At 56.1% G+C, this 24,810-nt stretch carries 29 protein-coding genes; 13 read left to right on the top strand and 16 right to left on the bottom strand.

Annotated elements, in window-relative coordinates; all coding sequences use genetic code 11:
* The first annotated feature begins 81 nt into the window (after positions 1–81).
* Positions 82–765, top strand: a complete 684-nt coding sequence (locus tag BJP35_RS15675; RefSeq protein ID WP_047356066.1) for an RluA family pseudouridine synthase — start codon at positions 82–84, stop codon at positions 763–765.
* Between the two features lie 7 nt (positions 766–772).
* Here the strand turns inward: BJP35_RS15675 and BJP35_RS15670 are convergent, their stop codons facing one another.
* A complete protein-coding gene (locus BJP35_RS15670) occupies positions 773–1,312 on the bottom strand; it encodes a DUF2058 domain-containing protein (RefSeq protein WP_014169968.1) in 540 nt (179 codons plus the stop codon).
* Between the two features lie 171 nt (positions 1,313–1,483).
* Between BJP35_RS15670 and BJP35_RS15665 the strand changes: the two genes are divergently transcribed.
* A complete protein-coding gene (locus BJP35_RS15665) occupies positions 1,484–2,458 on the top strand; it encodes a DUF1852 domain-containing protein (RefSeq protein WP_014169967.1) in 975 nt (324 codons plus the stop codon).
* A gap of 26 nt (positions 2,459–2,484) precedes the next feature.
* Complete coding sequence (locus BJP35_RS15660) at positions 2,485–3,513, top strand: methionine synthase (protein WP_025204256.1); 1,029 nt, start codon at positions 2,485–2,487, stop codon at positions 3,511–3,513.
* Positions 3,514–3,516: 3 nt separating this feature from the next.
* Here the strand turns inward: BJP35_RS15660 and BJP35_RS15655 are convergent, their stop codons facing one another.
* Positions 3,517–4,449, bottom strand: coding sequence for a LysR family transcriptional regulator (locus BJP35_RS15655; RefSeq protein ID WP_014169965.1), 933 nt, complete (start codon positions 4,447–4,449; stop codon positions 3,517–3,519).
* A 99-nt stretch (positions 4,450–4,548) separates the two neighbouring features.
* Here BJP35_RS15655 and BJP35_RS15650 point away from each other — a divergent pair, with 99 nt between their 5' ends.
* Together BJP35_RS15650 and BJP35_RS15645 are read left to right on the top strand one after the other, a co-directional pair.
* Complete coding sequence (locus BJP35_RS15650) at positions 4,549–4,983, top strand: DMT family transporter (RefSeq protein WP_032670472.1); 435 nt, start codon at positions 4,549–4,551, stop codon at positions 4,981–4,983.
* A gap of 4 nt (positions 4,984–4,987) precedes the next feature.
* Positions 4,988–5,458: a DMT family transporter gene (locus BJP35_RS15645; protein ID WP_020884219.1), complete on the top strand. Its 471-nt coding sequence runs from the start codon at positions 4,988–4,990 to the stop codon at positions 5,456–5,458.
* A gap of 2 nt (positions 5,459–5,460) precedes the next feature.
* Here the strand turns inward: BJP35_RS15645 and BJP35_RS15640 are convergent, their stop codons facing one another.
* From BJP35_RS15640 to BJP35_RS15605, 8 genes are read right to left on the bottom strand one after another with little or no spacing between them, the layout of a single operon-like run.
* Positions 5,461–5,988: a DUF3833 domain-containing protein gene (locus BJP35_RS15640; protein WP_020884220.1), complete on the bottom strand. Its 528-nt coding sequence runs from the start codon at positions 5,986–5,988 to the stop codon at positions 5,461–5,463.
* On the bottom strand, positions 5,985–6,509 hold the full coding sequence (locus tag BJP35_RS15635; RefSeq protein WP_086463405.1) for a hypothetical protein: 525 nt from the start codon (positions 6,507–6,509) through the stop codon (positions 5,985–5,987). The genes BJP35_RS15640 and BJP35_RS15635 overlap by 4 nt, the downstream gene beginning before the upstream one ends.
* Positions 6,506–6,991, bottom strand: a complete 486-nt coding sequence (locus tag BJP35_RS15630; RefSeq protein ID WP_020884221.1) for a DUF2878 domain-containing protein — start codon at positions 6,989–6,991, stop codon at positions 6,506–6,508. Before BJP35_RS15630 ends, BJP35_RS15635 begins: the two co-directional genes overlap by 4 nt.
* Positions 6,988–8,208, bottom strand: a complete 1,221-nt coding sequence (locus tag BJP35_RS15625; protein ID WP_086463404.1) for a cyclopropane-fatty-acyl-phospholipid synthase family protein — start codon at positions 8,206–8,208, stop codon at positions 6,988–6,990. Before BJP35_RS15625 ends, BJP35_RS15630 begins: the two co-directional genes overlap by 4 nt.
* Entirely contained in the window at positions 8,205–8,927 is a 723-nt protein-coding gene (locus BJP35_RS15620) for a DUF1365 domain-containing protein (protein WP_014169958.1), read from the bottom strand. Before BJP35_RS15620 ends, BJP35_RS15625 begins: the two co-directional genes overlap by 4 nt.
* A 1-nt stretch (position 8,928) precedes the next feature.
* Complete coding sequence (locus tag BJP35_RS15615; RefSeq protein ID WP_086463403.1) at positions 8,929–10,188, bottom strand: NAD(P)/FAD-dependent oxidoreductase; 1,260 nt, start codon at positions 10,186–10,188, stop codon at positions 8,929–8,931.
* Entirely contained in the window at positions 10,185–10,904 is a 720-nt protein-coding gene (locus tag BJP35_RS15610; protein ID WP_047744606.1) for an SDR family NAD(P)-dependent oxidoreductase, read from the bottom strand. Before BJP35_RS15610 ends, BJP35_RS15615 begins: the two co-directional genes overlap by 4 nt.
* Positions 10,901–11,335: a nuclear transport factor 2 family protein gene (locus tag BJP35_RS15605; RefSeq protein ID WP_014169955.1), complete on the bottom strand. Its 435-nt coding sequence runs from the start codon at positions 11,333–11,335 to the stop codon at positions 10,901–10,903. Before BJP35_RS15605 ends, BJP35_RS15610 begins: the two co-directional genes overlap by 4 nt.
* A gap of 263 nt (positions 11,336–11,598) precedes the next feature.
* Between BJP35_RS15605 and BJP35_RS15600 the strand changes: the two genes are divergently transcribed.
* Positions 11,599–11,796: a hypothetical protein gene (locus tag BJP35_RS15600; protein WP_008502331.1), complete on the top strand. Its 198-nt coding sequence runs from the start codon at positions 11,599–11,601 to the stop codon at positions 11,794–11,796.
* A gap of 1 nt (position 11,797) precedes the next feature.
* Positions 11,798–12,568: a hypothetical protein gene (locus BJP35_RS15595; RefSeq protein ID WP_047744605.1), complete on the top strand. Its 771-nt coding sequence runs from the start codon at positions 11,798–11,800 to the stop codon at positions 12,566–12,568.
* Between the two features lie 86 nt (positions 12,569–12,654).
* On the opposite strand, the gene BJP35_RS15590 is transcribed toward BJP35_RS15595, so the two are convergent.
* Entirely contained in the window at positions 12,655–13,239 is a 585-nt protein-coding gene (locus BJP35_RS15590) for a TetR/AcrR family transcriptional regulator (RefSeq protein ID WP_047356073.1), read from the bottom strand.
* 103 nt (positions 13,240–13,342) lie between these two features.
* On the opposite strand from BJP35_RS15590, the gene BJP35_RS15585 reads away from it, so the two are divergent.
* Positions 13,343–13,810, top strand: a complete 468-nt coding sequence (locus tag BJP35_RS15585; RefSeq protein WP_014169951.1) for a DUF1348 family protein — start codon at positions 13,343–13,345, stop codon at positions 13,808–13,810.
* 111 nt (positions 13,811–13,921) lie between these two features.
* On the opposite strand, the gene BJP35_RS15580 is transcribed toward BJP35_RS15585, so the two are convergent.
* The 3 genes from BJP35_RS15580 to BJP35_RS15570 all read right to left on the bottom strand — a co-directional run bounded on the left by BJP35_RS15580 (position 13,922) and on the right by BJP35_RS15570 (position 16,366).
* Complete coding sequence (locus BJP35_RS15580) at positions 13,922–14,461, bottom strand: ester cyclase (protein WP_044868496.1); 540 nt, start codon at positions 14,459–14,461, stop codon at positions 13,922–13,924.
* 73 nt (positions 14,462–14,534) lie between these two features.
* On the bottom strand, positions 14,535–15,254 hold the full coding sequence (locus tag BJP35_RS15575; protein WP_041162589.1) for an SDR family oxidoreductase: 720 nt from the start codon (positions 15,252–15,254) through the stop codon (positions 14,535–14,537).
* Entirely contained in the window at positions 15,254–16,366 is a 1,113-nt protein-coding gene (locus BJP35_RS15570) for an alkene reductase (RefSeq protein ID WP_086463402.1), read from the bottom strand. The genes BJP35_RS15575 and BJP35_RS15570 overlap by 1 nt, the downstream gene beginning before the upstream one ends.
* A gap of 99 nt (positions 16,367–16,465) precedes the next feature.
* On the opposite strand from BJP35_RS15570, the gene BJP35_RS15565 reads away from it, so the two are divergent.
* Positions 16,466–17,401, top strand: coding sequence for a LysR family transcriptional regulator (locus BJP35_RS15565; RefSeq protein WP_014169947.1), 936 nt, complete (start codon positions 16,466–16,468; stop codon positions 17,399–17,401).
* A 36-nt stretch (positions 17,402–17,437) separates the two neighbouring features.
* On the opposite strand, the gene BJP35_RS15560 is transcribed toward BJP35_RS15565, so the two are convergent.
* Positions 17,438–17,806: a MerR family transcriptional regulator gene (locus BJP35_RS15560; RefSeq protein ID WP_014169946.1), complete on the bottom strand. Its 369-nt coding sequence runs from the start codon at positions 17,804–17,806 to the stop codon at positions 17,438–17,440.
* A 96-nt stretch (positions 17,807–17,902) separates the two neighbouring features.
* Between BJP35_RS15560 and BJP35_RS15555 the strand changes: the two genes are divergently transcribed.
* The 4 genes from BJP35_RS15555 (at position 17,903) to BJP35_RS15540 (ending at position 23,849) form a co-directional block, all read left to right on the top strand.
* Entirely contained in the window at positions 17,903–18,721 is an 819-nt protein-coding gene (locus BJP35_RS15555) for an SDR family oxidoreductase (protein WP_086463401.1), read from the top strand.
* 273 nt (positions 18,722–18,994) lie between these two features.
* Positions 18,995–19,609: a TetR/AcrR family transcriptional regulator gene (locus tag BJP35_RS15550; protein ID WP_014169944.1), complete on the top strand. Its 615-nt coding sequence runs from the start codon at positions 18,995–18,997 to the stop codon at positions 19,607–19,609.
* Positions 19,610–19,683: 74 nt separating this feature from the next.
* On the top strand, positions 19,684–20,793 hold the full coding sequence (locus tag BJP35_RS15545; RefSeq protein ID WP_086463400.1) for an efflux RND transporter periplasmic adaptor subunit: 1,110 nt from the start codon (positions 19,684–19,686) through the stop codon (positions 20,791–20,793).
* Positions 20,790–23,849 (top strand): efflux RND transporter permease subunit, encoded by a 3,060-nt coding sequence (locus BJP35_RS15540; RefSeq protein ID WP_047744599.1) that lies wholly within the window; start codon positions 20,790–20,792, stop codon positions 23,847–23,849. The genes BJP35_RS15545 and BJP35_RS15540 overlap by 4 nt, the downstream gene beginning before the upstream one ends.
* Here BJP35_RS15540 and BJP35_RS15535 read toward each other — a convergent pair.
* The gene (locus BJP35_RS15535) at positions 23,772–24,752 is read right to left on the bottom strand and encodes a LysR family transcriptional regulator (protein ID WP_047744598.1); all 981 of its coding nucleotides are present in this window, start codon (positions 24,750–24,752) and stop codon (positions 23,772–23,774) included. The two genes, BJP35_RS15540 and BJP35_RS15535, sit on opposite strands and share 78 nt — an antisense overlap.
* Between the last annotated feature and the right edge of the window lie 58 nt (positions 24,753–24,810).

Genomic DNA, 24,810 nt, shown 5'->3' with positions numbered 1-24,810 from the left:
CGCCTGGTGGGAGGGTTTCTTTCTGTCCCCGCCGCTAAAAATTCGCTATCATCCGCACCCACTCTTCTGTCGGGCCGTCTGATGTCTGCGATTATAGATTCTTTTATTGCCCCACCGTGTCACGACGAGATCGAGATCCTCTGGCAGGACGAACATCTGGTCCTGATTAATAAGCCTTCCGGTCTGCTCAGCCTTTCAGGCAAAAATCCGCAAAATCGCGATTCAGTGCATTATCGACTGGTACAGACGTTTCCCGGCTGCACGCTGGTGCATCGTCTGGATTTCGGTACATCCGGGCTGATGGTGATTGCGCGCAATAAAGCGATTAACGCCGCTCTCTGTCACCAGTTCAGCCAGCGCACCGTGCGAAAGGTATACAGCGCGCTGCTTTGCGGGCATGTGGAACACGACGAGGGCGTGATTGATGCCCCGATTGCTAAAGATCCGGCGCTGTTCCCGCTGATGTCGATTTGTGCAATTACCGGCAAACCCGCACGCTCACGCTATCAGGTGATGGACCGGTTTTATGATGCGGCACTGCCGTTGACGCGGGTCAGACTGACCCCGGAGACCGGGCGAACCCACCAGCTGCGTATTCACTGCCAGCAGTTGGGCTACCCTATTTTAGGCTGCGATCTGTATGGTGGTCTTGCCCTGCCGGGCACCGAACAGATACCGCGGCTGATGCTGCACGCCAGCGAGCTGGATTTTGTGCATCCGGTGAGCGCAGAAGCAATTAACGCCCGTCACGCCGCACCGTTTTAAGCGCTGCTTACCACATCAAATCGTCAGGAATTTTGAAATCTGCGTACGGATCGTCTTCATCCTGCTCTTCCTGACTCAGGGCGCTGTTTAACACGATACTCTCGGCATCGCGCTGGGCGATTTTATCGGCCACCACTGCCGGGATAATCGCATAGTCGCAGTCGCCATTGGCATTAATCACCAGACGCGCAATCGCCAGGCGGCCATTGATCAGCTGGGCCTGCGTCTGCTTGTCGACCTCGATTTTTTTGATGAGATTGCCGTCGGTAAAGTTAAAGGCGATGGTGCCTCTGGTCACGGTGATGCGGTTCATTTCGATCAGCTGCTTGACCTGCGCTTTAAACTCTTTCGCCAGCGTCGCCTGCTTCTGCTGCTCGCTCAGCTGCTTGTCACGCTCGAGCTGCGCTTTTTTATTCTCTTCTACTGCTTCCCTTGCTTCACGGGCCTGAACGCGCGATTTCTTGGCCGTGCGCTGAACTTTAGCCATCTTTTTACTGCTGACTAAGCCTGCTTTCAGCATCTGCTCTTGTAGGGTGAGTTTTGTCATGATCGTTTCTAAACCGTGTTGAAATTTTGGGGATTATACCTGGAAAGGCGCTGTTCATGAAGATAGCTCATGTTGCAGTGAAATTAAGTCACTTCCCCTCCGTCACGGGCTCAGGCATAAATTATGCATTGGTAACTTCTTAGCAACAAGAACTTAGGATGTATAACGACGATGAGTAATGCTTTTACATTTAGCCTTAAGCGTAGTTGCTTTGATGAAAATTATAACCCTTCAGAAAATACGCGTACCACCACCAACTTCGCCAACCTGGCCCGTGGCGAAAAACGCCAGCAAAACCTGCGTAATACGCTGGTGATGATGAATAACCGTTTTAACGCGTTAGCGCGCTGGGACAACCCAAAAGCCGATCGCTATGCGCTCGAACTGGACATTATTTCTGTGGATTTGCATATCGGCGCTGAGAAGCCCTTCCCGGCTATCGAAATATTGCAGACAACGATCGTTGATAAAAAGACCCATGAGCGCATCGACGGTATCGTTGGAAATAATTTCTCGTCCTATGTCCGCGATTATGATTTCAGCGTCTTGCTGCCGGAGCACAATAAAAATCAGTCCCGCTTCGCGATCCCGGATAATTTTGGTGAGCTGCACGGCACTATTTTCCGGCATTTCGTTAACTCACCTGAATACAAAGAGAACTTCAAAAAGGCACCGGTGATCTGCCTGAGCGTCTCCAGCAAAGACACCTACCGCCGCACGGGCAACCAGCACCCGGTGCTGGGCATTGAGTATCGTCCGGACGGTACATCCTTAACCGAGCAGTACTTCGGGAAAATGGGTCTGCAGGTTCGTTACTTTATGCCTGAGAATAGCGCAGCGCCGTTTGCGTTTTATTTCACCGGCGATTTATTACGGGATTACACCAACCTGGAGTTGATTAGCACCATCAGCACCATGGAGACTTTCCAGAAAATTTATCGCCCTGAAATTTACAATGCAAACTCGACCGCCGGAGAATGCTACCAGCCCGATCTTAATCATGAGGATCATTCATTAACAAAAATTGTTTATGACCGCGAAGAACGCAGCCGGCTGGCAATTGAACAGGGCAAATTTACGGAAGCGTATTTCATCAAGCCCTATAAACCTCTTCTTGAGCAGTGGTCAGGTCACAACACGCTTTAATTAATCGATAATAAAGGTCTTCTACTATGAAAACATTGCTCCCGACTTCAACGGCTGGCAGTTTGCCTAAGCCAACCTGGCTTGCGCAACCCGAAACGCTCTGGTCGCCATGGAAATTGCAGGATCAGGAATTACTTGCCGGTAAACAGGATGCGCTGCGTTTATCTCTGGATGAGCAGATCCGTGCGGGCATTGATATTGTCAGCGACGGCGAACAGACTCGTCAGCACTTCGTCACCACCTTTATTGAACACCTCAGCGGCGTTGATTTTGAGAACCGCCAGACCGTGCGAATTCGTAACCGCTATGACGCGAGCGTGCCGACCGTGGTGGATGCCGTCGCGCGTCAAAAACCGGTGTTCGTTGATGATGCAAAGTATTTACGCCAGCTCACGGATAAACCGATCAAGTGGGCTCTGCCCGGCCCGATGACCATGATCGACACCCTCTATGACGCTCACTATAAAAGCCGCGAAAAGCTGGCCTGGGAATTTGCCAAAATTCTCAACCAGGAAGCGAGGGAGTTAGAAGCGGCAGGTGTTGATATCATCCAGTTTGATGAACCGGCCTTTAACGTGTTTTTTGATGAGGTGAACGACTGGGGTATTGCCGCGCTGGAACGTGCCATCGAAGGTTTGCGCTGCCAGACCGCGGTCCATATCTGCTACGGGTATGGCATCAAAGCCAATACCGACTGGAAAAAAACGCTCGGTTCAGAATGGCGGCAGTATGAAGAAGCCTTTCCTAAGCTGCAGACGTCCAATATCGACATCATCTCGCTGGAGTGCCACAACTCCCGCGTACCGATGGACCTGCTGGAACTGATCCGCGGCAAAAAGGTGATGGTGGGTGCCATTGACGTGGCGACCAATACCATTGAGACGCCAGAGGAAGTGGCCGATACGCTGCGTAAAGCGCTGCAGTTTGTCGATGCCGACAAGCTGTGGCCATCGACAAACTGCGGGATGGCCCCGCTCTCACGTCAGGTTGCCAACGGAAAGCTCAACGCCCTGAGCGCCGGCGCCGACATTATCCGTAAAGAACTCGGCGCGTAATCGCTACGTCTGCCAGTAAGGCGGGGTGCCGAAAAGCGCCACGTAATGATCAATCACCGCCCTGACGTTCAGGGGCGGATGACGGGCGTGAGGATAGATTGCCGCAATGTTCAGCGGCTCGGTATTTATGGCGCACTCCCGTTCCGCGAGGAGTGCGACCAGTTCCCCCTTCTGCAGTCTGTCGCCAATCAGCCAGTCCGGAAACAGCACGATCCCCATCCCGCCCAGCGCGGCAATGAGCAGCGACTCCGCATTATTGGAGGTCATCAGCGGCACCACGGGGTAATGCACCCAGGCTTCCCCCTGACCTCGCACCAGCCAGCGATTGGGACCTGACGACCCGCGGTAGACCAGGCACCGGTGGCGACTGAGGTCATCCGGCCCGTCTGGCACACCGTGTTTTCGCAAATAGTCCGGCGACGCGGCCAGATGGTAACGCTGCTGGCCAAAAACCCGCGCGTGAAAGGTTGAGTCCGTCAGCATGCCGATGCGAAAGATAACGTCGGCGGCATCTTTGTGCGGGTCGATAAAGTCATCGGTCAGCGTCAGCTCTATATTCAGCCGGGGATACCGCGCCGCCAGTGCAGGCAGACCCGGGGCAACGTGCCGCTGCCCAAAGTACACCGGGCCATTAATGCGCAGCGTGCCGGAAGGCTCCGTCGAACGCTCATCCAGCTCCCGACGCGCCTCCTCCAGGCTTTCCACCATCGCTCTGGCGTAGCGGATAAAAAGGTGGCCGCTTTCCGTTGGGATCACCGCCCGGGTATTACGATAGAAAAGCTGCTGGCCGAGCGCGTCCTCAAGCTGATGGATAACGCGTGAAACCTGCGAGGCAGACATCCCCTCCCGCCGGGCGACCACAGAAAAGTTTTGCGCTTCGTAAACCGCAATAAAAACCCGCAGCGAGCGGATATTCATATTTCCGGCATCAACCATTAGTGCATTTCCTGCAAAGGTGTTTCCTGCATTATGGCATTTTTCTCATCGATGTTCAGGGCTAGTCTGTTTCGCCTTCAGAACGTAGAGATAATGAATATGCAATGGTTGTTAATTTTACTGGTTATTCTCGGCGGCATGGGCCTCTCCGTAGAGGCTGGCTTGCTGGGGCCACTGGGTGGGGAAGTCGGCGATTTATGGGCCACGTTCAGTATTTTCGGTACAGGTGCCGCACTGACGTTTCTGCTGATGCTGTTTTTCAGCCCGCGTAACAGCCCGTCGTTTTTCGCACAGCCCGCATGGCAACTGCTCGGCGGCGTACTCGGGCCCGTTTACGTCGTCATTTTGACCCTCGCCACGCCAGCCATCGGCATTGCCCTGACGATGATTGGCATTCTGGCAGGTCAGGTCTTTAAGAGTCTTATCATTGACCACTATGGGTTGCTGGGCACCACGCCCAGAAAGATTAACGGTAAACGCATCATCGCGCTGCTTTTCATCATTGCCGCGCTGGTTCTGGTTGCACAGGGGTAACAAAATGACACTGATTATGATTATGTTGGCAGTGTGTGGCGGCGCGACGCTGAGCGTCCAGGCCGCCATCAACGGACAGCTGGGAAGCAGCGTGGGCGTCTTTAAAAGCGCGTTTCTGACGTTTTCCGTTGGTGCGCTGGTCACCGCCCTGCTGATCTTCTTCTTTGAACCCAAACAGGCCATTACCCTGATGGATGTGCCCAAATGGCAGCTGCTCGGTGCCCTGTTCGGCGTGCCCTACATTGTGATAATGGTACTGGCGGTACAACGTATCGGTACCGCCGTTGCCACGGTCGCGGTGATCTTCGGCCAGCTCACCATGAGCATGTTGATTGACAGCTTTGGCTGGCTGGGTAACGCGGTCATTCCGTTTTCGCTGAGCCGTCTCGGGGCCATCGTCTGCCTGGCCATTGCGCTGATCTTCATCTACCTCAGCAGCAAAACCCCCGCCGAACCGGCGCCCGGGAGCGAGTAACGTTACGCCTTGCGGGTAAAGAACAGCGTCACCGTGGCGACGGTGACGCCCAGTTTCTTCAGATCTGTTTTATTGAACAGATGGGTTTCATCCTGCAGGTACATCCAGTCGTCAAAGTGCAGCAGCCAGGTGCTGCCATTGGCTTTCACCTGCATGCTGTAATGCCAGTTGAAGGCGTTTCCCGCCGCCTGCCCGGTTGCCACCCCTTCGATATCCCCTGCCGTGCCTTCGTAGCGATCGCCCCCCATCCGTCGGATATGCCATACCCGCTGCTGCTTTTCGCCGTCGTCATAGACGAAATGTTCATTGAGCGTCAGCGTATCGCCGATAACGTCCCCGGCAATCTCAACGTGAAACCGGCGCAACTGTTTACCGCTGCGATCCTGCACCATGCCCCACGCTTCGGTTTTCCCCTGAAAATAGCGGAAGATATCCAGCTTCGGCTGCTGCTGACGGTATTCCGTCACCTCTGTACTGCAGCCGGCCAGCAGCATCGTTACTGCCAGCGCGATGACCAGAATACGTTTCATTGTTGCCCTCCTGTCAGCTGCTGACGCAGCGCGGGATATTGCGTGCGGGGACTGAGCCAGATTACCAGAAAGCGCGTGCTGAACGCGGCGGACTGACGTGGTCCCAGTGGAATAAAGTCTTTCTGCGTCGCCGAAGCGCGGTACCAGAACTGCCCCTGCCTGTCGGTGACCACAAACGCCAGCTGGCTGCCCGGCCCGACATCGGGCCAGAGCGACTGGAGCATACGCAGCCAGGCTTCGCTTTGGGGCTCCTGCTCGAGGATCCCCTGCGCCTGCCACTGATCGCGCGTTGCCTCAACCAGGTCGTCACGGTCGATTTCACGCGCGTAAGTGATGATCAGCGCCCGATCCCCGTTCTCCCCGCTGTAACGCCCCTCCGGCGTGCGAAGCTGTGAGGTATAGACGGTGAACGGCCCCCAGGTCAGCGTGGCGTCACCGACCTTGCGCCAGGTCAGCCAGTCGGCAGCCTGAGCCACGGGGGACAGGATTATCAGCCAGAGAAGCAGTGCCGCAGCTCTCATTTTTGTCTCCCCACCAGCAGATGGAAAAACAGCATCAATACCAGCCAGCCCGGTGCCATCCAGCTGATGACAATAAAGGTCGGCTCCAGAAAAGTAATGGCACCAAGCCGTTCGCCAATCAGATAGGCGACAGGCCCGCCCACGGTTGCCAGCAGGGTCAGCAGCCAGCCGGGTAATGTTGTTGTGCGCGTCAGCTGAGTCCAGACGGTGGCGAACATCAGCCACAGTGCCACCATCCACAGCGGCATCAGTGACTCACCCGTAAACGCAAGCAGGCCCGTCAACGCCCAGAGCGCATCCAGCAGGCTCCCTGCCGCGGCCAGCGCAATGGCGTAAAGTCGGTACGCGGACGGCAACAGCAGGCAGGCCACAACCGCCAGCACGATCCAGATAATCAGGCCCTGCTCGCGAAAGAGCACCACCAGCGCCCAATAAAAATCGAACGCGATAGCCAGCAGAAAGACCTGCAAATAATGTTTCATACGCGCTCGGCGGTCAGTTGCACCACGCTGATGGTGCGGGCGTTAAACCCGGCTTCACAGTAGCCGAGGTAGTACAGCCACATCCGACGAAACCGCTCATCGAACCCAAGCTTTTCAATCTCCTGCCATGCATGCACGAAGCGCTGGCGCCAGAGAGCCAGCGTGCGGGCATAGTCGGGCCCCATATCAAAGAGATTGCGCATCACGAAATCGGTGTGGCGTGTCATAAGCTCATTCATGGCGGTGATGCTTGGTAAAAAACCGCCGGGAAAAATGTAGCGCTGGATAAAGTCGACGCTTTTGCTGTAGTCGCGATAGCGCTGGTCCTGAATGGTGATGGCCTGTATTGCCATACGACCTCCCGGTCGCAGCCTGGCCTGACAGGTGCGGAAGAAGGTTGGCAGATAGCGCTGCCCCACGGCCTCAATCATCTCTATCGAGACCAGCTTGTCGTACTCTCCGGTGAGGTCGCGGTAATCGCACAGCAGTACCTCAACGCGATCCTGCAACCCGGCGCGGACAATCCGTTCTTTCGCCCAGAGATACTGCTCCTGCGACAGCGTCGTGGTGGTCACCCGACAGCCATAATGACGGGCGGCATATTCCGCCATCGCACCCCAGCCGGTGCCAATTTCCAGCAGGTGATCATTGGCGTTCAGCGCCAGTTGATCGCACAGGCGAGCCATTTTGGCCTGTTGAGCCGCCGTGAGATCCTGCTCATCTGCGGTGAACAGTGCACTGGAGTAAAGCAACTCGTTGTCCAGAAAATGGGCATAGAAGGTATTACCCAGATCGTAATGCGCGGCAATATTTTCGCGGGCCTGGGCGCGTGAGTTTCGCCGCGTCCAGTGACGAAGCCGTTCAAGCGGCCTGCTGAACAGACGAAATCCCTTTTCCAGCCGGCCAAGCACCTGCCCGTTAAGCGCCAGGATCTCAAGCAATGGTGTGAGCTGTGTGGTTTCCCATTCGCCATCCATCCAGGCCTCAGCGGCGGCGAGGCTGCCCCCCGTTAAGACACGCCAGTACACGCCCGGGCTCAGGATCTGAACGTCCGCATGCAGCGCAGCGGATGTCTCGCCGAAATGGAACGTCTGAGCACCCTCACGCAGGGTCAGCGCGCCGCCGCGGATACCGCTTAACAGACGAAACAGCAGCCAGCGCGCGATGCGGACGTTGCGCGGGATATCGGGTTCAAGCGCAAAGACGGGATCGGTCATGAGCGTTCACTCCTGCTGACGGGATGGTTATACAGCGGCACGCGCTTGAGCCACAGCCGCAGCGCCTGCCAGTAAATAGCGAAAACGGTTTTGAGGGTCATCAGTGGAATGCGCAGCAGCAGCGACCGCAGTGCCGCCCGGGTAAGCGGCTCCCGGCGTAGCGCCAGCGTGGCGTCAAACACCTTCGCTTCCTGATGGTTTTCAATGTGCATATGCAACGAGTCGTCAGGCGGGTTAAAGCGCCAGTGGTAGACCATGTCCATCGGGTTAAAAGGGGAAACATGAAACGCTTTTTCTGTGGGACGCGCATCCTGCCCATTCACCGCGTAGTAATGACGCTCATTCCACGGGGTATTGCGAACTTCCGCCAGCACCCAGCGCAGCGTCTCCGCCCGGTCATAGCAGTAGTAAAAGTTGACCGGATTAAAATGGAATCCGAAGTAGCGCAGCTGCGTCAGGAGCATAACCCGCCCCTGCGGCCGTTCTCCGGTCAGGCTTTCAAGCCTGGTGAGGACGTTCTCTTTAAGTGGCGTGCCCAGCGGATAATCCGCATCATGGAACGAAGCGGCGGCAACGCGATTGCGACGGACCCCGACCGCGGGCAACGTCTCCAGCTCATCGAGATCGAGCCAGGCCATAAAGACGCTGTAGCGGAACTGGTGCGCTTTCGGACGGAAGCGACGATGGCGTAATACACCGTGATAGAGGCAGCTGTTCATTTCAGTTCCCCTCCCCGGCGGCTATCGCATTCACCACGTCCAGCGCACTGCGCACGCCATCTTCATGAAAGCCGTTGTACCAGTAAGCGCCGCAGAACCAGCTACGCTGGTGGCCGTTAATCTCACCGCGACGCGCCTGTGCACGCCAGCTTTTGGGGTTAAACAGCGGGTGTTCATAGACAAAGCGTTTCAGAACAAAGCGTTCATCCACGGGGATGTCCGGATTAAGGGTGACGCAGAACAGCGGGCTACCCGCAGGCAACCCCTGCAAAATATTCATGTTGTAGGTGACGCAGGCGCTGGCCTGATCCTGCTGGCTCAGACGGTAGTTCCAGCTCGCCCAGGCACGCTGACGTACCGGTAGCCAGCGCGGATCGCTGTGAAGCACCACCTCATTACGCTGCCAGCCGATATCGCCCAGCACGTCCTGCTCAGCCGCGCTCGGCGCGTCAAGCATCGCCAGCGCCTGCCCGGAGTGACAGGCAAAAATCACCTGATCAACGCTGTGGCTCGCGTTGTCGAGCTGGATCGTTACCCCATTCTGCTGACGAATCACCCGCTGCACCGGGGCGTTGAGGTGCAGCGTCAGGCGGTCACCGAGTTTATCCAGCATGGCGCGGATGTATTCCCGCGAACCTCCGGGCACGACGTACCACTGCGGACGATGCGTCACATCCAGCAGGCCGTGATTGTCAAAGAAACGCAAAAAGAGCGGCAACGGAAAACGTTTCATCTCCTGCAACGACGATGACCAGATGGCCGCCCCCATTGGCAGAATGTAGTGACGCGCGAAAAACGGCGTAAAGCGGTACCTGTCCAGAAACGTCTGCAGCGTCGCGTGCGGATCTGGCTCGCTCTCCAGCGCCTGTTTCGCCAGGCGATTAAAGCGGACAATCTCCCCGAGCAGCCGCCAGAACGACGGGTTCACCAGGTTTCGACGCTGGGCAAATAACGAGGTCAGGGTGTGTCCGTTGTACTCCAGCCCGGTTTGCGGGTTATGCACCGAAAAGCTCATCTGCGTCTTTTGCCCACTGATACCCAGCTCGCTCAGCAGGCCCATAAATCGTGGGTAGGTACGGTCGTTGTAGACGATAAAACCGGTATCGATGGCGAAAGTGCCCTGTGGCGTCGGCACGTCAACCGTCGCGGTATGCCCGCCGGGAGTGGCCCCCGCTTCGAACAGCGTCACCTCATGATGACCGGCAAGACGCCAGGCACAGGTCAACCCGGCGATGCCGCTGCCGATAATGGCAATCTTCATGAACGCACCATCCTGCGCAGCAGTGTGCGCTGAAGAAACGCGGGAAGCCCTGAGAGCAACCGCAAGATAAGGCCAAACCCCACCGGAAACGCAATTTGCATTTTCCCTTTGGCCAGCCCGGTCCGAATGGCCTGCACGGCCTCCTCAACGCTCACCCTGCCCGGCATGGCAAAGTCATTTTTTCGCGTCAGCGGCGTATCAACGAAGCCCGGAAATACCACCGTCACGGCGATCCCTTTCGGCTCCCAGTCGAGCCGCAGACTGTCGGCAAACCAGCTCAGCGCCGCTTTGGACGCGCCGTAAGCCTCTGCGCGCGGGAACGTCAGCCAGTGCGCCATGGAGCTGACCAGCACCACGCGGTTGCCTGAAACCAGCTGCGGCTGTAACGCGGCGAGACAGTTCACCGGCCCGAGGAAATTGGTGGTCATCACCCGCTCTACCAGCGCTGCATCCACCACGCCCTGCTCAAGGTATTCGCAGGTACCGGCGCAGAGAATAACCAGGTCGGCATAGCAGCCCGTCAGCGCCTGGCGACAGGCGTCCCTGTCTGTCATATCGAACAGGCGAACCGTGATAGTGGGGCTGTGCTGATGCAGGGCGTCCAGACGCGCCGGATCGCGCCCGCAGGCGATAACCGTGTGGCCGTCAGCAGCGAAGGATTTCGCCAGCCCGGCGCCGATGCCCGAACTTGCTCCGGTAATCAGAACCGTGCTCATGCGTTCACCCTCCGCTTCACGCCGCGCACTGCCCAACCGAGCAGCGGAAGGTGTTCGTAGATCATCTCTCCGGCGTCGTAATAGTCACGCTGGCGAGTAATCAACCCATGTTCGGTCTCCACCACCGAACATCCCGGCAGGTCGAGCGGCTCGCCTCCGGCAATGCGCGGATGCGACCAGTGCATAATCCACGTGACAACGAAACGACGGTCACCGAACAGCGGAGGATCAATGGTAAAACGGCAATTTTCAACATTGGCCAGCAAATGGGTGAAATAGCGCTGGAGCGCGAAAATCCCGTCATGCTCGCCGAACGGATCGATAAGCGTGGCATCCGAATGGTAAAGCCCGACCAGCGCTGAGGGCGGCTGGCTATCCAGTGCGGTGTAGTACTCAACAAACCGACTCACGACAGAGGGCAAAGTGCTCATGGGTCACATCCTGGCGGTAAACAACGTGGCGTAATCGCATAATTAAAACTTACACAATTAACGTTATTTGTCCAAGTTTGTGTAAAACTATTTTTTATTTATATTATTTTTCAAAAAGTTACACCTGTGTTGCCGATGTTTTTTTCAGAACATTTTCTGACGCACCTGTTTCCCGTTTTGCTTTTCAGTTTTACCTTAAGGCGAATTTCCCCTTCTTCTTCCAGACTTATCCTTTTTAATCATAAGGATGAGGAAACCCCGCGATGAAACGTTTCTTTCTGTCACTTTTCTCCAGTCCGGAATCATTGCTCCAGGTGATGAGCCAGCAGGAAATTATCGAAGCCGTGGAGGATGGCGATCGCATCATCATCGACCAGGACGGGAACGCCTCGGTGAACTACAAGAGCAACGAGGTGCGACAGGATTTCCTGCGTCATGTTAACGCGCTGAAGAGGGCCTGATATGGGAACGGCTATCTTTATGGTGCTGATGGTCTGTGGGTACTGGTACACCAGCCGTGACCTGTCGACCCGTTTTAAAATCAAGCGATCTTTCGGCTGGGATGTCTATTTTCTCGTTGCCCTGTATGGCTGTATCTTCGTTCTGCAAGGGGTGATCGCCACGGGGCTGCTCTGGCTGTTGCTCTATGCACTTTCTGCCGCCGACAACACCTTCCACTTCACCGCGCAAACCTATGCCGACTGGCAAATAGATTTTATGAACTGGAGCTTTTTAGGTATTCAGGCACCGGTTGTCGTCATGCTGGCCTTCGCCATCCTGTTTTGTCTTTATCGTTCTAACTGGGCAGGCAGCGCCAGGCTGGACGGAGAAGGCAGGAAGAAGCTCTACAAACGTCTCGCGCAGTCGAGCGGTATCGAACAACTGCTGTATCAGTGTATGGAGCAAGGGGAGCTGGCGCAGGTGACGCTGCGTTCGAGACGGATTTATGTCGGCATGATCCACACCGCAACGCTCGAGTATGAAAAAACCGCCAATATCGTGCTGATCCCCATGCTAAGCGGCTATCGCGATGAGAAGACAATGCGGATCTGCATCGAAAATAATTACAGCAAATGGTATGCCCGCCACGACATTACTCTGGATTCAGAACCCGGAAGCGCAATGGACTTCAGAAAGGTGATCATGCTGAACCAGATCGAGAGTATTTCCCTGTTTGATCCGGCCAGTGCCAGCTCGCTGGCGATGGCGGAACGGGCAGAAGATGATGACTAAAGGCAGGAGCCTGGCATTTACTGCCAGGCTCAGCGCCAGCCCTTCCATGCTAAGCGTATTTCGTCGACGGCCGATCGTGCCCCGGGTCAGGCGGCGTTTTCTGTCAGCCGTTCTACTCCCTTTTTCAATGAGCTTATGACCTCATCCGCTGCGATCCCCATTTGCGCATGAATAATCGCACCGTCGATCAGCATCATGATTTCATTAACGGTTTTCTCATCAGTTATGCCGGTCAGGGACGCTATTTTTGCCTTTGTTTCGGTTTTATGATTGCGGCAAATATCTTTTATTTCGCCTTCATTTTCTTCAGATTTTGCTTCTGCGCTGGCATTAATAAAGGCGCACCCATGGAATAACGGTGAAATAAACCATTCATACAGCGTGTCAGATAATGCACTGGCCGGGGTTTTACCCGCAGCAAGATGTCGACGCAGCGTGCTTTCAAACCAGTCAATCCATATTTCGTGTCGATAGTGGAGATAGGCAACAATAAGTAAACTTTTCCCAGGAAAATGGCGATAAAACGTCACTTTAGTGACTTTAGCCTGCTTGATAATGGTATCCACGCCCGTTGCTTTAAATCCGCTGGAATAAAACAGATCGTGCGCGGTAAGCAAGATTTTTTCCCTCACACTGAATGTTTTATCGTTATTCAAGTTGACTCTGTTCACAGATCGACGGCCTCAATTGACAGGTTGACAGCGTTATTTTTCAGGCCTAGATTAACACCAGTAGACAGACCTGTCTACATAATACCAACCAGAGGTAGCCGAAATGAACACACGCCCCCCTTTACCGCCTTTTACGCGTGAAAGTGCCATCGAAAAAGTCAGACTGGCAGAAGATGGCTGGAACAGTCGCGACCCGGCCAAAATCGCACTTGCCTATTCGCTGGATACCCAGTGGCGAAACCGCGCGGAGTTTGCCACTAACCGTCAGGAAGCGCAGGCATTCCTGGAGCGCAAATGGAAAAAAGAGCTGGATTATCGTCTGATCAAAGAGCTGTGGGCATTTACGGAAAACCGTATCGCCGTGCGCTATGCCTATGAATGGCATGATGATTCAGGCAACTGGTATCGCTCTTACGGTAATGAAAACTGGGAATTCGAGCCGGATGGTCTGATGAAGCGCCGCTTCGCCTGCATCAACGATATGCCGATAAAAGCGTCTGAGCGCCTGTTTCACTGGCCGCTGGGCAGACGTCCTGATGACCACCCTTCACTGAGCGACCTGGGGCTGTAGGTTTCGTCAGGATCATGCTTCGCCATTACGGGGGGTTATACGCTCCGGGTAACCTTTCGGTTACCCGGGCGGGCTTATCTTTTACACCACGAAAAAGAGGCAGACTATTATTTAAATCACACCCAACTGTTTCATCAGCGTCAGGTTATCTTCAATATGCCAGTTGGAAACTATTTTACCGTTGCCGATCTCATAGATATCCGTCGCGATAAAATCAACGTTCTGACCCTGCCCTTTTATTTTGCCAAATGTCCCGCTGAAATGGCCGTGGAAATGCAAATGGGAGACGACACGATTACCCGTAACGATCATTTGTTCCACCTCGCAGCGTAAATCCGGCACCGCGGTACGAAATACCCTTGAGGCCATAATGGCGCCCTCCGGCCCCTGTTTACGGCCTTCCGGTGGGGTTTTATCCACAAAATTAACCGCCAGCGCTTCCCGCGCCAGAGACTCTTTGCCGGTATCCCAGAACGTGGCATACGTAACGGCCGCATGTTCGCTCGCCGTTAATTGCGTTTGCGACAGCGTGTTATCCACGATAAGAAGATTCGGTTTCACCCGGTCGCTCTGGGCCGAATAAGCCACACCGGATACGCCAGCCAGAATTAACGCCAGCACAGCTGGACGTGCATATGTTGAATATTGCATAAACGCTTACAACCTGAGATTACGTTTTCCGCCAGCATGTTCACTGCCGGAATCAATTCGGATCAACACGGGGTCAGTTAAGTAATGCCCCGCCCTCAATATCAATCACCGAGCCCGTAACAAAGGCATTATCGATGGCAAAGAGATAGCCCTGAGCAACGTCTTCCGCTCGTCCCCACGCTTTAGCGGGCAACGTTTGTGCTGCAACAGTCAGCATTTTTTCCCGCGCAGCCGCATCCATCCCGGCGTGGGCTTCGGTATCGGTCAGACCCGGGCTGATGACGTTTACGCGACGCGGTGAAAGTTCTTTTGCCAGCACTTTTGTTGCCGCCTCGATGGCGGCGTTCATGGTGGTTTTGACTATGGCACCGGCTACCACGCGGCGTGCAACAAATCCGCTGGTCAGCGTCAGCGTACCGCGGAGCGAAATATTCCCGCTCAAATACCTGGCGACATGCATGCTGCCCCAAAATTTGGTATCAAAAGCCAGTTTCGCCGCGCCAGAGTCGAGGCTGGAAAGCGGCCCTCCCGGTGCCTGAGAGCCGGCCGTGACAATAATATTGTCGACCTCACCCAGCGTTTCGCTTAACGCGATCACCTCTGCTTCATTGCTAATATCGAGGACGAGGGTCTCAACAGAGGCGGGAGATGGACTCAGCCGCGCGCGGGCAGCGTTCAGTTTCTCTTTATTGCGTCCCGCGAGAATAATGGCGTCGCCGCGTGCTGCCAGGGCACGGGCTACAGCAAAACCAATACCGGACGCGCCGCCAATAATTAACGTTTTACGGGTCATCATTTTTCCTCACACAGGTTGTAGGTGGGGTAATCGGTATACCCCACCGCTGTACCACCAAAGAGCGTGGCGGGATCGCTGACGTCATTCAGCGGCCAGTGATGCGCCAGCCGCTGTGGTAAATCGGGGTTGGCAATAAACGGGCGTCCAAACGCAATCAAATCGGCATACCCTGCTGCGAGGATTTTTTCCGCCTTTTCGGGGGTATAATTTCCTGCCACGATCAGGGTGCCACGGAATGTTTCGCGCAGTTTTTTGCGGAAACTCTCCGGAACCTGTGGCGCATCATCCCAGTCGGCTTCCGCCAGGTGAATAAACGCAATGCCTCGTTGCTGGCACCAGGCCGCGAGGGCGAGAATGGCTTCGATGACCTGCGGATCGTTCATTCCCCGCTGTGTAATAAACGGCGAAAGCCGGATACCGGTGCGCTCAGCGCCAATGGCCTCTGCAATGGCATCGAGCACCTCCTGCGCGAAGCGGATCCGGTTCACGAGACTGCCGCCATACTCATCCGTACGGATGTTTGACGTGGATCTCAGGAACTGATCAATCAGATAGCCGTTTCCGCCGTGCACCTCCACGCCATCAAACCCGGCCTGAACGGCATTAAGCGCCGCCTGTCGGTACTGATCGACGACGCGCACGATCTCTTTTCGCGACAGCACGCGTGGCGTCGGGCAGTCAACCATTTGACCTTCGCCATGTTCATTCACCACCCATACTTTCGCATCGGGTGCCAGCGCGGAGGGCGCGACGGGCAGTCCGTCTTCGTGAAAACGGGCATGAGACATCCGCCCCACGTGCCAGAGCTGGGAAAAAATCACCCCTCCCGCCTGATGGACCGCACCGGTAGTGAGTTGCCATCCCGCAACCTGCTCTGGCGTATGGATCCCCGGAGTCCATGAATAGCCCTGGCCCTGAGGCGAAATCTGCGTGGCTTCGGTGATGATTAAGCCCGCACTGGCCCGCTGTCGGTAATATTCAGCCATCAGCGTCGAGGGAATATTTCCCGGCTGATGAGCGCGGGCACGGGTCATGGGTGCCATGACGATGCGATTTTTCAGGTTGAGATCCTCTAACCTGTAGCGTTCAAAAAGTGAGGTCTGGTTCATCTGGACGTCCCTTGTGGTTACGATGAAATCACTTTACAGGCGGCATCTGATTTTGATAATTACACTAAAATCAGATGCACTTTTCGGTAAATATGAATAATGGGTAAACTCGAAGATATGGCGCTGCTGGTTGAAGTGGCCGAGGCTGGCGGGCTTTCCGCCGCTGGCCGCCGCCTGTCACTTTCCCCGGCCACCATGACCGCCCGCCTCAAGGCGATTGAAGAACGCTACCAGACGCGCCTGTTTCACCGTTCCACGCGGGCTATATCCCTCACCCGGGCGGGCGAAGAGTTTTACCATGCGGCACTGCGCGTGCTGGAAGAGATGCATCATGCCGAGTCGTTACTGGCACAAAAAGAGGGCGTGCTCAGCGGCAACATTCGTCTTTCCGCCCCCTCTGACTTTGGCAGGCAGTATCTCAGCCCCGCCGTCATGGCATTTTCCCGCCTGCATCCGGAAATCAAATTTTTCATTTACTTAAGAGAACACGTAGAGGATCTGGTCGCTAACCGGCTGGATATGAGCATTCGCTTCGGCAACCTGCCAGACAGCAGCCTGGTGGTCAGAAATATCCGTCCCAATCACCGGGTGCTGGTCGCGTCAGCAGCGTATCTTAACGACCAGGGTATCCCTGCCTCCTGTGACGCGCTGACGGACCACCGCTGTCTGGCGCTGGAGTCGCAAGGGGTGGTGATGAATGAATGGCGGTTTGAGGTTGAGGGGAAAGAGCGCGTCGTTCGCGTAGAGCCTGCCATGGTCTGTGATGACGGGGCGCTGCTTCGTCAGTGGGCCCTCGACGGGGCTGGCATTGCGGGCAAATCGTGGTGGGACGTGAAGGACGATGTCGAGAAAGGTAGGCTGAAAGTGTTGCTTGCCGGGAGCTTCACCGGCTTTAGCCGGTTTGATCGCAAAGATGTCGGGCTACAGTTTGTCTACCCGCAACGGAAACTCCAGCCGCTTCAGGTCACCGCATTTAGCCAGTTTTTTATCGACTGGCTTAAAAAGACTGAACGCGGTGAGCTGATGACGTCGTGAAGCCGCCGGTTGCGTTAAACGGCCCGCGTCAGCCGTTTAAAATACATCAACACACGGCTGACCGACTTTATGAAGGGCATCGGTCAAGCGGGTCCGAAGTTCATTCAGCACCGCTTCTTTCTCCGCCAGTTGCGCCAGTTTGCGCCGCAAAGCGGCCTGTTTTTCCTCCGCGGTAAAGCGGTCATCAACCCAGACCGCCAGAACATCGGCGATTTCAGCCAGGGTAAACCCCAGCATTTTGGCATGCCCGATCAGCTTCAGCCGTTGTAAATCCACAGCCGAGTAGACTTTGTAGTTATTACTGCCGTTTGGCTGCGGAATTTTTTCCAGCAAGCCCGCCCTTTCATAATAACGCACCGTCTCTTTCGATAACCCAGTTCTGGCACACAGCTCGCCGATCCTCATCGCGTCGTTCTCACCTTGTAAAAATCACGCTTGACCGTGTACCTGAGTACACGGTTTATCCTGTGCCGCACAGACAGGGAAAACGGGATTTATGTTATGAATTCTTTTGATTATACAGGAAAAACAGCACTGGTTACCGGTGCATCCTCGGGCATCGGACGGGAGTTCGCCCGCCAGCTCGCGGCCCGTGGCGTGGGGTTGATCCTGGTTGCCCGCTCCGAGGCAACGCTGCAGGCGCTTGCGGCTGAGCTTCAGAAAACGCACAGCGTATCACTCACCGTTATCGTGCAGGACTTAACGCTGCCTGAGGCCATTACCCACATTGTGGAACGGCTGGAAGCGTTACGGCTTTATCCCGATATTTTGATTAATAGCGCGGGGTTTGCCACCTACGGGCGATTTGAAAAGCTATCTCTGGCGCGCCAGCGTGAAGAGATCAACGTCAACTGCGTCGCTCCCGTGGCGCTCGCGCACGCCCTGCTGCCCGCGATGCTGCGTAAAGGTTCAGGCGTGATGATTAACGTGGCCTCAACCGCTGCCATGCAACCGGATCCGTATATGGCAATTTATGGGGCAACAAAGGCATTTTTACTCTCCTTTTCGAACGCGCTGTGGGGAGAATACCGCGCTCACGGCATCCGCGTGCTGGCGCTTTGCCCCGGCGCAACGGATACCGCCTTTTTTGAGGTGGTGAACGCCGAGGAAGCGTCAGTGGGCAAAAGAATGCCAGCGCAGAACGTGGTCGCGCTGGCGTTACGGGCCGTGGATACGCAACGCAATACGCTGATCCCCGGCTGCGGCAACTGGCTGCTGGGCCAGTTACACCGGTTTGTCACCCGCCGACGTCTGGCGATCATTGCTGAAAAAGTATTACGACCTAAGCCTGCCGGTCAGGGGACGCGCTCAGACGCATAATCCCGTTCAGGCCAAAGCGTGACGTTTCAGTGCCGCGCAATTGCACTGAAACGCGCGCAACCTCTCGCAAAGACTGACAATATCCCGCGAAAAACAGTGATACACTTAGCCGACCTGGTTGATGATGCAGTCTTAACGGCTCAGGGCTAACGAGTATTATCCCTCGGGTTCCACAGACGACTGTGCATGTGCCATCTGCCCACTCAACCATGTGACCTAATTACCAAATGGTCACACGTTGTCAATCGGAGCCTGTCACGCTAAGCTGAAATAATGACTAAAGACATGAACACCCCATCCACACGTGGTCCACTCGATCACACGGTCCGAGAGCAAATCGTCGAAGCGGCGTATGAGCATTTCGGCCATTACGGCTATGAAAAAACCACCGTCGCTGAACTTGCCAAAGCCATCGGTTTTTCAAAAGCCTATATCTATAAATTTTTTGATTCCAAGCAGGCAATCGGCGAGGTCATCTGCGCGAACCGTCTTGATATGATCATGGCGGCGGTCAATGCAGCCATCGCTGATGCGCCATCCGCCAGCGAAAAGCTGCGTCGTCTGTTCAGGGCGCTCACCGAGGCGGGAAGTGAACTGTTTTTCCATGAGCGTAAACTTTACGACATCGCCGCCGTTGCCGCGCGGGACAAGTGGCCTTCAACCGAAAGGTATTCCGAACGTCTGCTGAAACTGATTGAGAGCATTGTTGTCGAGGGCAGAAAAGCCGGTGAGTTCGAGAGAAAAACCCCTCTGGACGAAGCTACACTGGCGATCTATATGGTGATGTGCCCTTTCATTAACCCTGTTCAGCTGCAGTACAACCTCGAAGCCGCCCCGACCGCGGCGGTTGTCCTCTCCTCTCTGATTTTGCGAAGCCTGGCCCCCTGATTAGTGACCATTGACTTTATTGGTCACTAGAATGAGAATGCGGATACTGTCCTGTTAATGTAATAAGGGTTCCCATGCTCAGGCTTCATTCAGCCCGCCTTGCCGTATGCCTCCTGCCGTTTGCCCTGGTGGCATGCGGCGATAACCACGCCAGTGACGATCCGCGCACGCAGCCACCGCTTGTCAGGTCTGCGTCCGTGATCCCTGCGAACGAGACGTCACGCGCCTTTACCGGCGTGGTGGTGGCAAGAACGCAAAGTGATTTAGGCTTCAGGGTGCAGGGCAAAATTCTCGAACGTCTTGTCGATACGGGTCAGACCGTTAAGCAGGGCCAGCCTTTAATGCGTCTGGATCCTGTTGATCTGAAATTACAGGCGCAGGCCCAGCAGCGAGCGGTGGATGCTGCCCAGGCGCGCGCACGTAAAGCGTCCAGCGATGAGGCGCGTTATCGCGGCCTTGTGGCATCCGGTGCAGTGTCGGCGTCGGAATACGACCAGATTAAAGCCGCAGCCGACAGCGCCAGAGCGGAGCTCAGCGCTGCCCGGGCACAGGCAGGCGTGGCGCAAAACGCCACCGGTTATGCCGTGCTACTTGCCGATTCAGACGGCGTGGTGATGGAGACGCTTGCCGAGCCTGGACAGGTGGTCAGCGCCGGGCAGGCGGTGATCCGTCTGGCCCGCGCGGGGCAGCGCGAGGCGCTGGTCCAGTTGCCGGAAACCCTGCGCCCTGCCGTGGGAAGTACAGCCCTGGCAACGCTCTACGGTAACGAAAAGCAGCCCGTTAGCGCGAAGCTGCGCCTGCTGTCTGATTCAGCCGATGCGACCACCCGTACCTTTGAGGCCCGATACGTGCTGGATGGCGCGCTGGCGAACGCGCCGCTGGGGGCGACCGTGACGCTGAGCATCGAACACGGCAAAGGCGACAGCCGCGTGATGCAGGTTCCCCTGGCGTCTCTCTACGATGCGGGGAAAGGGCCTGGCGTCTGGCGTATTTCCGCTCAGCCGACAAAAGTCGCCTGGCAGCCTGTCAGGGTGCTTAGCGTAGGGGATGATATCGCCAGAGTGACCGGCGGCGTGCAGCCCGGAGAGAAGATTGTTGCGTTAGGCGTCCATCTTCTGCACGAAGGCGAAGCTGTCCGGCTGGCGGAACAGCGCGATGCCACTCAGGCGGGGATGACACCATGAGTGGAGGTCGTTTCAACCTGTCAGCGCTTGCGGTACGCGAGCGCTCGGTCACGCTGTTCTTGATTATTCTGGTTACCCTTGCCGGTATTTTCTCGTTTTTTGGCCTTGGCCGCGCGGAAGATCCCCCCTTCACGGTTAAGCAAATGACGGTTATCACCGTCTGGCCCGGTGCAACCGCGCAGGAAATTCAGGATCAGGTCGCCGAGCCGCTGGAAAAACGTCTGCAGGAACTCAAATGGTATGACCGCACGGAAACGTATACCCGCCCCGGTATGGCGTTTATCACGCTGTCATTGCAGGACAAAACCCCGCCTTCTCAGGTTCAGGAAGAGTTTTACCAGGCGCGAAAGAAACTGGGGGATGAAACCAAAAACCTTCCGGCAGGCGTCATGGGGCCGATGATCAATGACGAGTTTTCCGATGTCACCTTTGCCCTTTTTGCACTGAAAGCGAAAGGCGAACCACAGCGTCTGTTAGTGCGTGACGCCGAAGCCCTGCGCCAGCAGCTTTTGCACGTTCCAGGTGTAAAGAAAGTGAACATCATCGGGGAACAGGCCGAGCGGATTTACATCTCCTTCTCGCATGACCGTCTGGCAACACTGGGGCTCTCCCCGCAGGATATTTTCACTACGCTCAACAGCCAGAACGCATTAACCGCGGCGGGCTCGATTGAAACGCGCGGGGCGCAAATCTTTATCCGCCTCGACGGCGCTTTCGATAAATTGCAGAAGATCCGCGATACGCCCCTTATCGCGCAGGGCAAAACGCTCCGGCTGTCCGACGTGGCAACGGTTGAACGGGGGTATGAAGATCCACCGACCCTGCAGATCCGTAACCAGCAAGAACCCACCCTGCTGCTCGGTATTGTCATGCGTGAAGGCTGGAACGGCCTGGCGCTGGGTAAAGCGCTGGATGCTGAAACGGCAAACATCAATGCGAATATGCCTCTGGGGATGACCTTAACGAAAGTCACCGATCAGTCGGTGAATATCCGCTCGTCGGTCGATGAGTTCATGATCAAGTTCTTCGTCGCCCTGCTGGTGGTGATGGTGGTGTGTTTTGTCAGTATGGGGTGGCGCGTGGGCATCGTTGTCGCGGCGGCAGTGCCGCTGACGCTGGCGGTCGTTTTTGTCGTGATGGAAGCCTCCGGTATAAACTTCGACCGCGTTACCCTGGGCTCCCTTATTCTCGCCCTCGGCTTACTGGTTGATGATGCCATTATCGCCATCGAAATGATGGTGGTAAAAATGGAGGAAGGCTACGACAGAATCAAAGCCTCCGCCTACGCCTGGAGCCATACCGCCGCGCCAATGCTGGCCGGAACCCTGGTGACAGCCATCGGGTTTATGCCGAATGGTTTTGCGCAGTCAACCGCCGGGGAGTACACCAGCAATATGTTCTGGGTAGTCGGCCTCGCCCTGATAGCTTCGTGGTTTGTGGCGGTGGTATTCACCCCTTATCTGGGCGTCAAAATCCTGCCGGACATCGCAAAAGTCGAAGGCGGTCATGCCGCCATCTATGACACCCCGCGCTATAACCGTTTTCGTCATACCCTGAGCCGCGTGATCGCCCGAAAATGGATCGTCGCCGCGTCCGTCGTGGCCATCTTCACCCTCGCAGTACTGGGGATGGGGCTGGTTAAAAAACAGTTTTTCCCGACGTCCGACCGCCCCGAGGTGCTGGTGGAAGTGCAGATGCCGTATGGCACATCGATTGAGCAAACCAGCGCCGCCACCGCGAAAATCGAAGCGTGGCTGCGCAAACAGCCTGAAGCCAGCATCGTCACCGCCTACATTGGCCAAGGTTCGCCGCGTTTTTATCTGGCGATGGCCCCTGAGTTGCCCGATCCCTCTTTCGCGAAGGTTGTCGTCATGACGGACAGCGAGAAGTCACGCGAGGCGCTGAAGTTCCGCCTTCGCGAAGCGGTAGCCCGCGGGCTGGCTCCGGAGGCACGCGTGCGAGTCACGCAGCTGGTGTTCGGGCCTTATTCTCCCTTCCCGGTCGCCTGGCGTGTAATGGGACCGGATGTCAATAAACTGCGTGACATTGCAGATAACGTCAAAGGTGTGCTGCAGGCCAGTCCGATGATGAGAACCGTCAATACCGACTGGGGTTCACGCGTACCGACCCTGCATTTCACCCTCGATCAGAACCGCCTGCAGGCTACCGGTTTAACGTCGAACGCCGTTGCCCAGCAGCTTCAGTTCCTGCTGTCGGGCGTTCCCATCACCTCCGTGCGGGAAGATATTCGCTCGGTACAGGTTACGGGCCGCGCCGCGGGTGATATCCGCCTCGATCCAGCGAAGATAGAGGGCTTTACCCTGGTGGGTAACGCCGGGCAACGCGTTCCGCTGTCACAAATCGGGGAGATTGAGATCCGAATGGAAGATCCGCTGTTGCGCCGTCGCGATCGTACGCCCACGATTACCGTGCGGGGAGACATTGCCGAAAACCTTCAGCCCCCGGATGTGTCAACCGCCATCATGAAACAGCTGCAACCCCTTGTTGATTCGCTTCCACCTGGCTATCGCATCGAAATGGCGGGATCGATTGAGGAATCCGGCAAAGCCACCCAGGCCATGGCCCCGCTGTTCCCCATCATGATTGCCCTGACGCTGCTGATAATCATTCTGCAGGTGCGTTCACTCTCGGCCATGGTCATGGTATTCCTGACCGCACCGCTGGGGCTTATTGGTGTGGTTCCTACGCTGCTGCTTTTCAATCAGCCGTTTGGCATCAATGCCCTCGTCGGCCTGATCGCGCTTTCGGGGATCCTGATGCGAAACACGCTGATACTCATTGGTCAAATCGATCACAACCAGAAGGACGGTCTCGATCCGTTCCACGCCGTGGTTGAGGCGACCGTACAGCGCGCGAGGCCGGTCTTACTGACGGCCATGGCCGCCGTGCTGGCGTTCATTCCCCTGACACACTCCGTGTTCTGGGGAACGCTGGCCTACACGCTGATTGGCGGAACGCTAGGGGGAACCATTATTACCCTCGTCTTCCTGCCTGCGATGTATGCGATCTGGTTTCGGATCAAGCCCGCCGCCTGACGGTGCCGGGCTGGCGTCCGGGATAAGCCCGGCAATCCAGTCTGCAAAGGCACGCACTGCGGGAGAGAGAAAACGCTGATGGGGATAAAGCAACGTTACGGGCACCGAAGGCGGTTGCCAGTCAGCCAGAACCTCAACCAGCCTTCCCTCCCGCAGATGCGCTGAGACAATACTCTCAGCCAGCTGCGCCAGCCCGAAACCTTCAAGGCACATGTTGATATAAAGCCCGGTGGCATTTACGGCCGCTTCGCCGCGGACAGGGATGGAGACCGTCTCTGTCCCGCGGACAAAGCGTAACGCATCCGCCCGTCGGGTCTGATCGGAAAAATAGTGTATCGCCCGATGCTGTGATAAGTCGTCTGGCGAGCGGGGAGTACCGAACTTCCTGAGATAGTCCGGTGAGGCACAGGTCACCCAGCGAAACCGGCCCAGAGGACGGGCAACAAGAGTCGAGCTATTCAGATCCCCCGTTCGGATCACACAGTCCACCCCCTCCTGCACCAGATCAACCTGCCGATCGTTGACGCCCAACATCAGGTAGATATCCGGATAAAGCCGGGAAAAATCTTTCAGGTGAGGCATCACGATGAAATCCGCGATCCCGCCCGGCATATCCACCCGCAAGCGTCCCTGCGGGCGCCGGACTGACGCCGTCAGGCTCGTTTCCGCATGATCGATTAACGCCAGTATTTCCTGGCATTGCGCCAGATACTGCACACCTTCAGCGGTGAGGCTCACCCGCCTTGTCGTTCTGTTAAGCAGGCGCACCTGGAGGTAATTCTCCAGATTTTTTATGCTGCTGGTGACCGTTGACGAAGGCAGAGAAAGCGTTTCGGCTGCGCGGACAAAGCTTCCGGCCTGCGCTACCCGCATGAAGATCTGCATTGCCTGAATACGATCCATTTTTTCTCCCCCGACCGTCGCTCACATTATTCTTCGTAGATTATGAATAATGAAAACA

The organism is Enterobacter sp. J49 (assembly GCF_002148625.1).
Taxonomy (GTDB): domain Bacteria; phylum Pseudomonadota; class Gammaproteobacteria; order Enterobacterales; family Enterobacteriaceae; genus Enterobacter; species Enterobacter ludwigii.
Note: the sequence above shows the minus strand (reverse complement) of the source record. Positions and strands in the feature narration are given on the sequence as shown.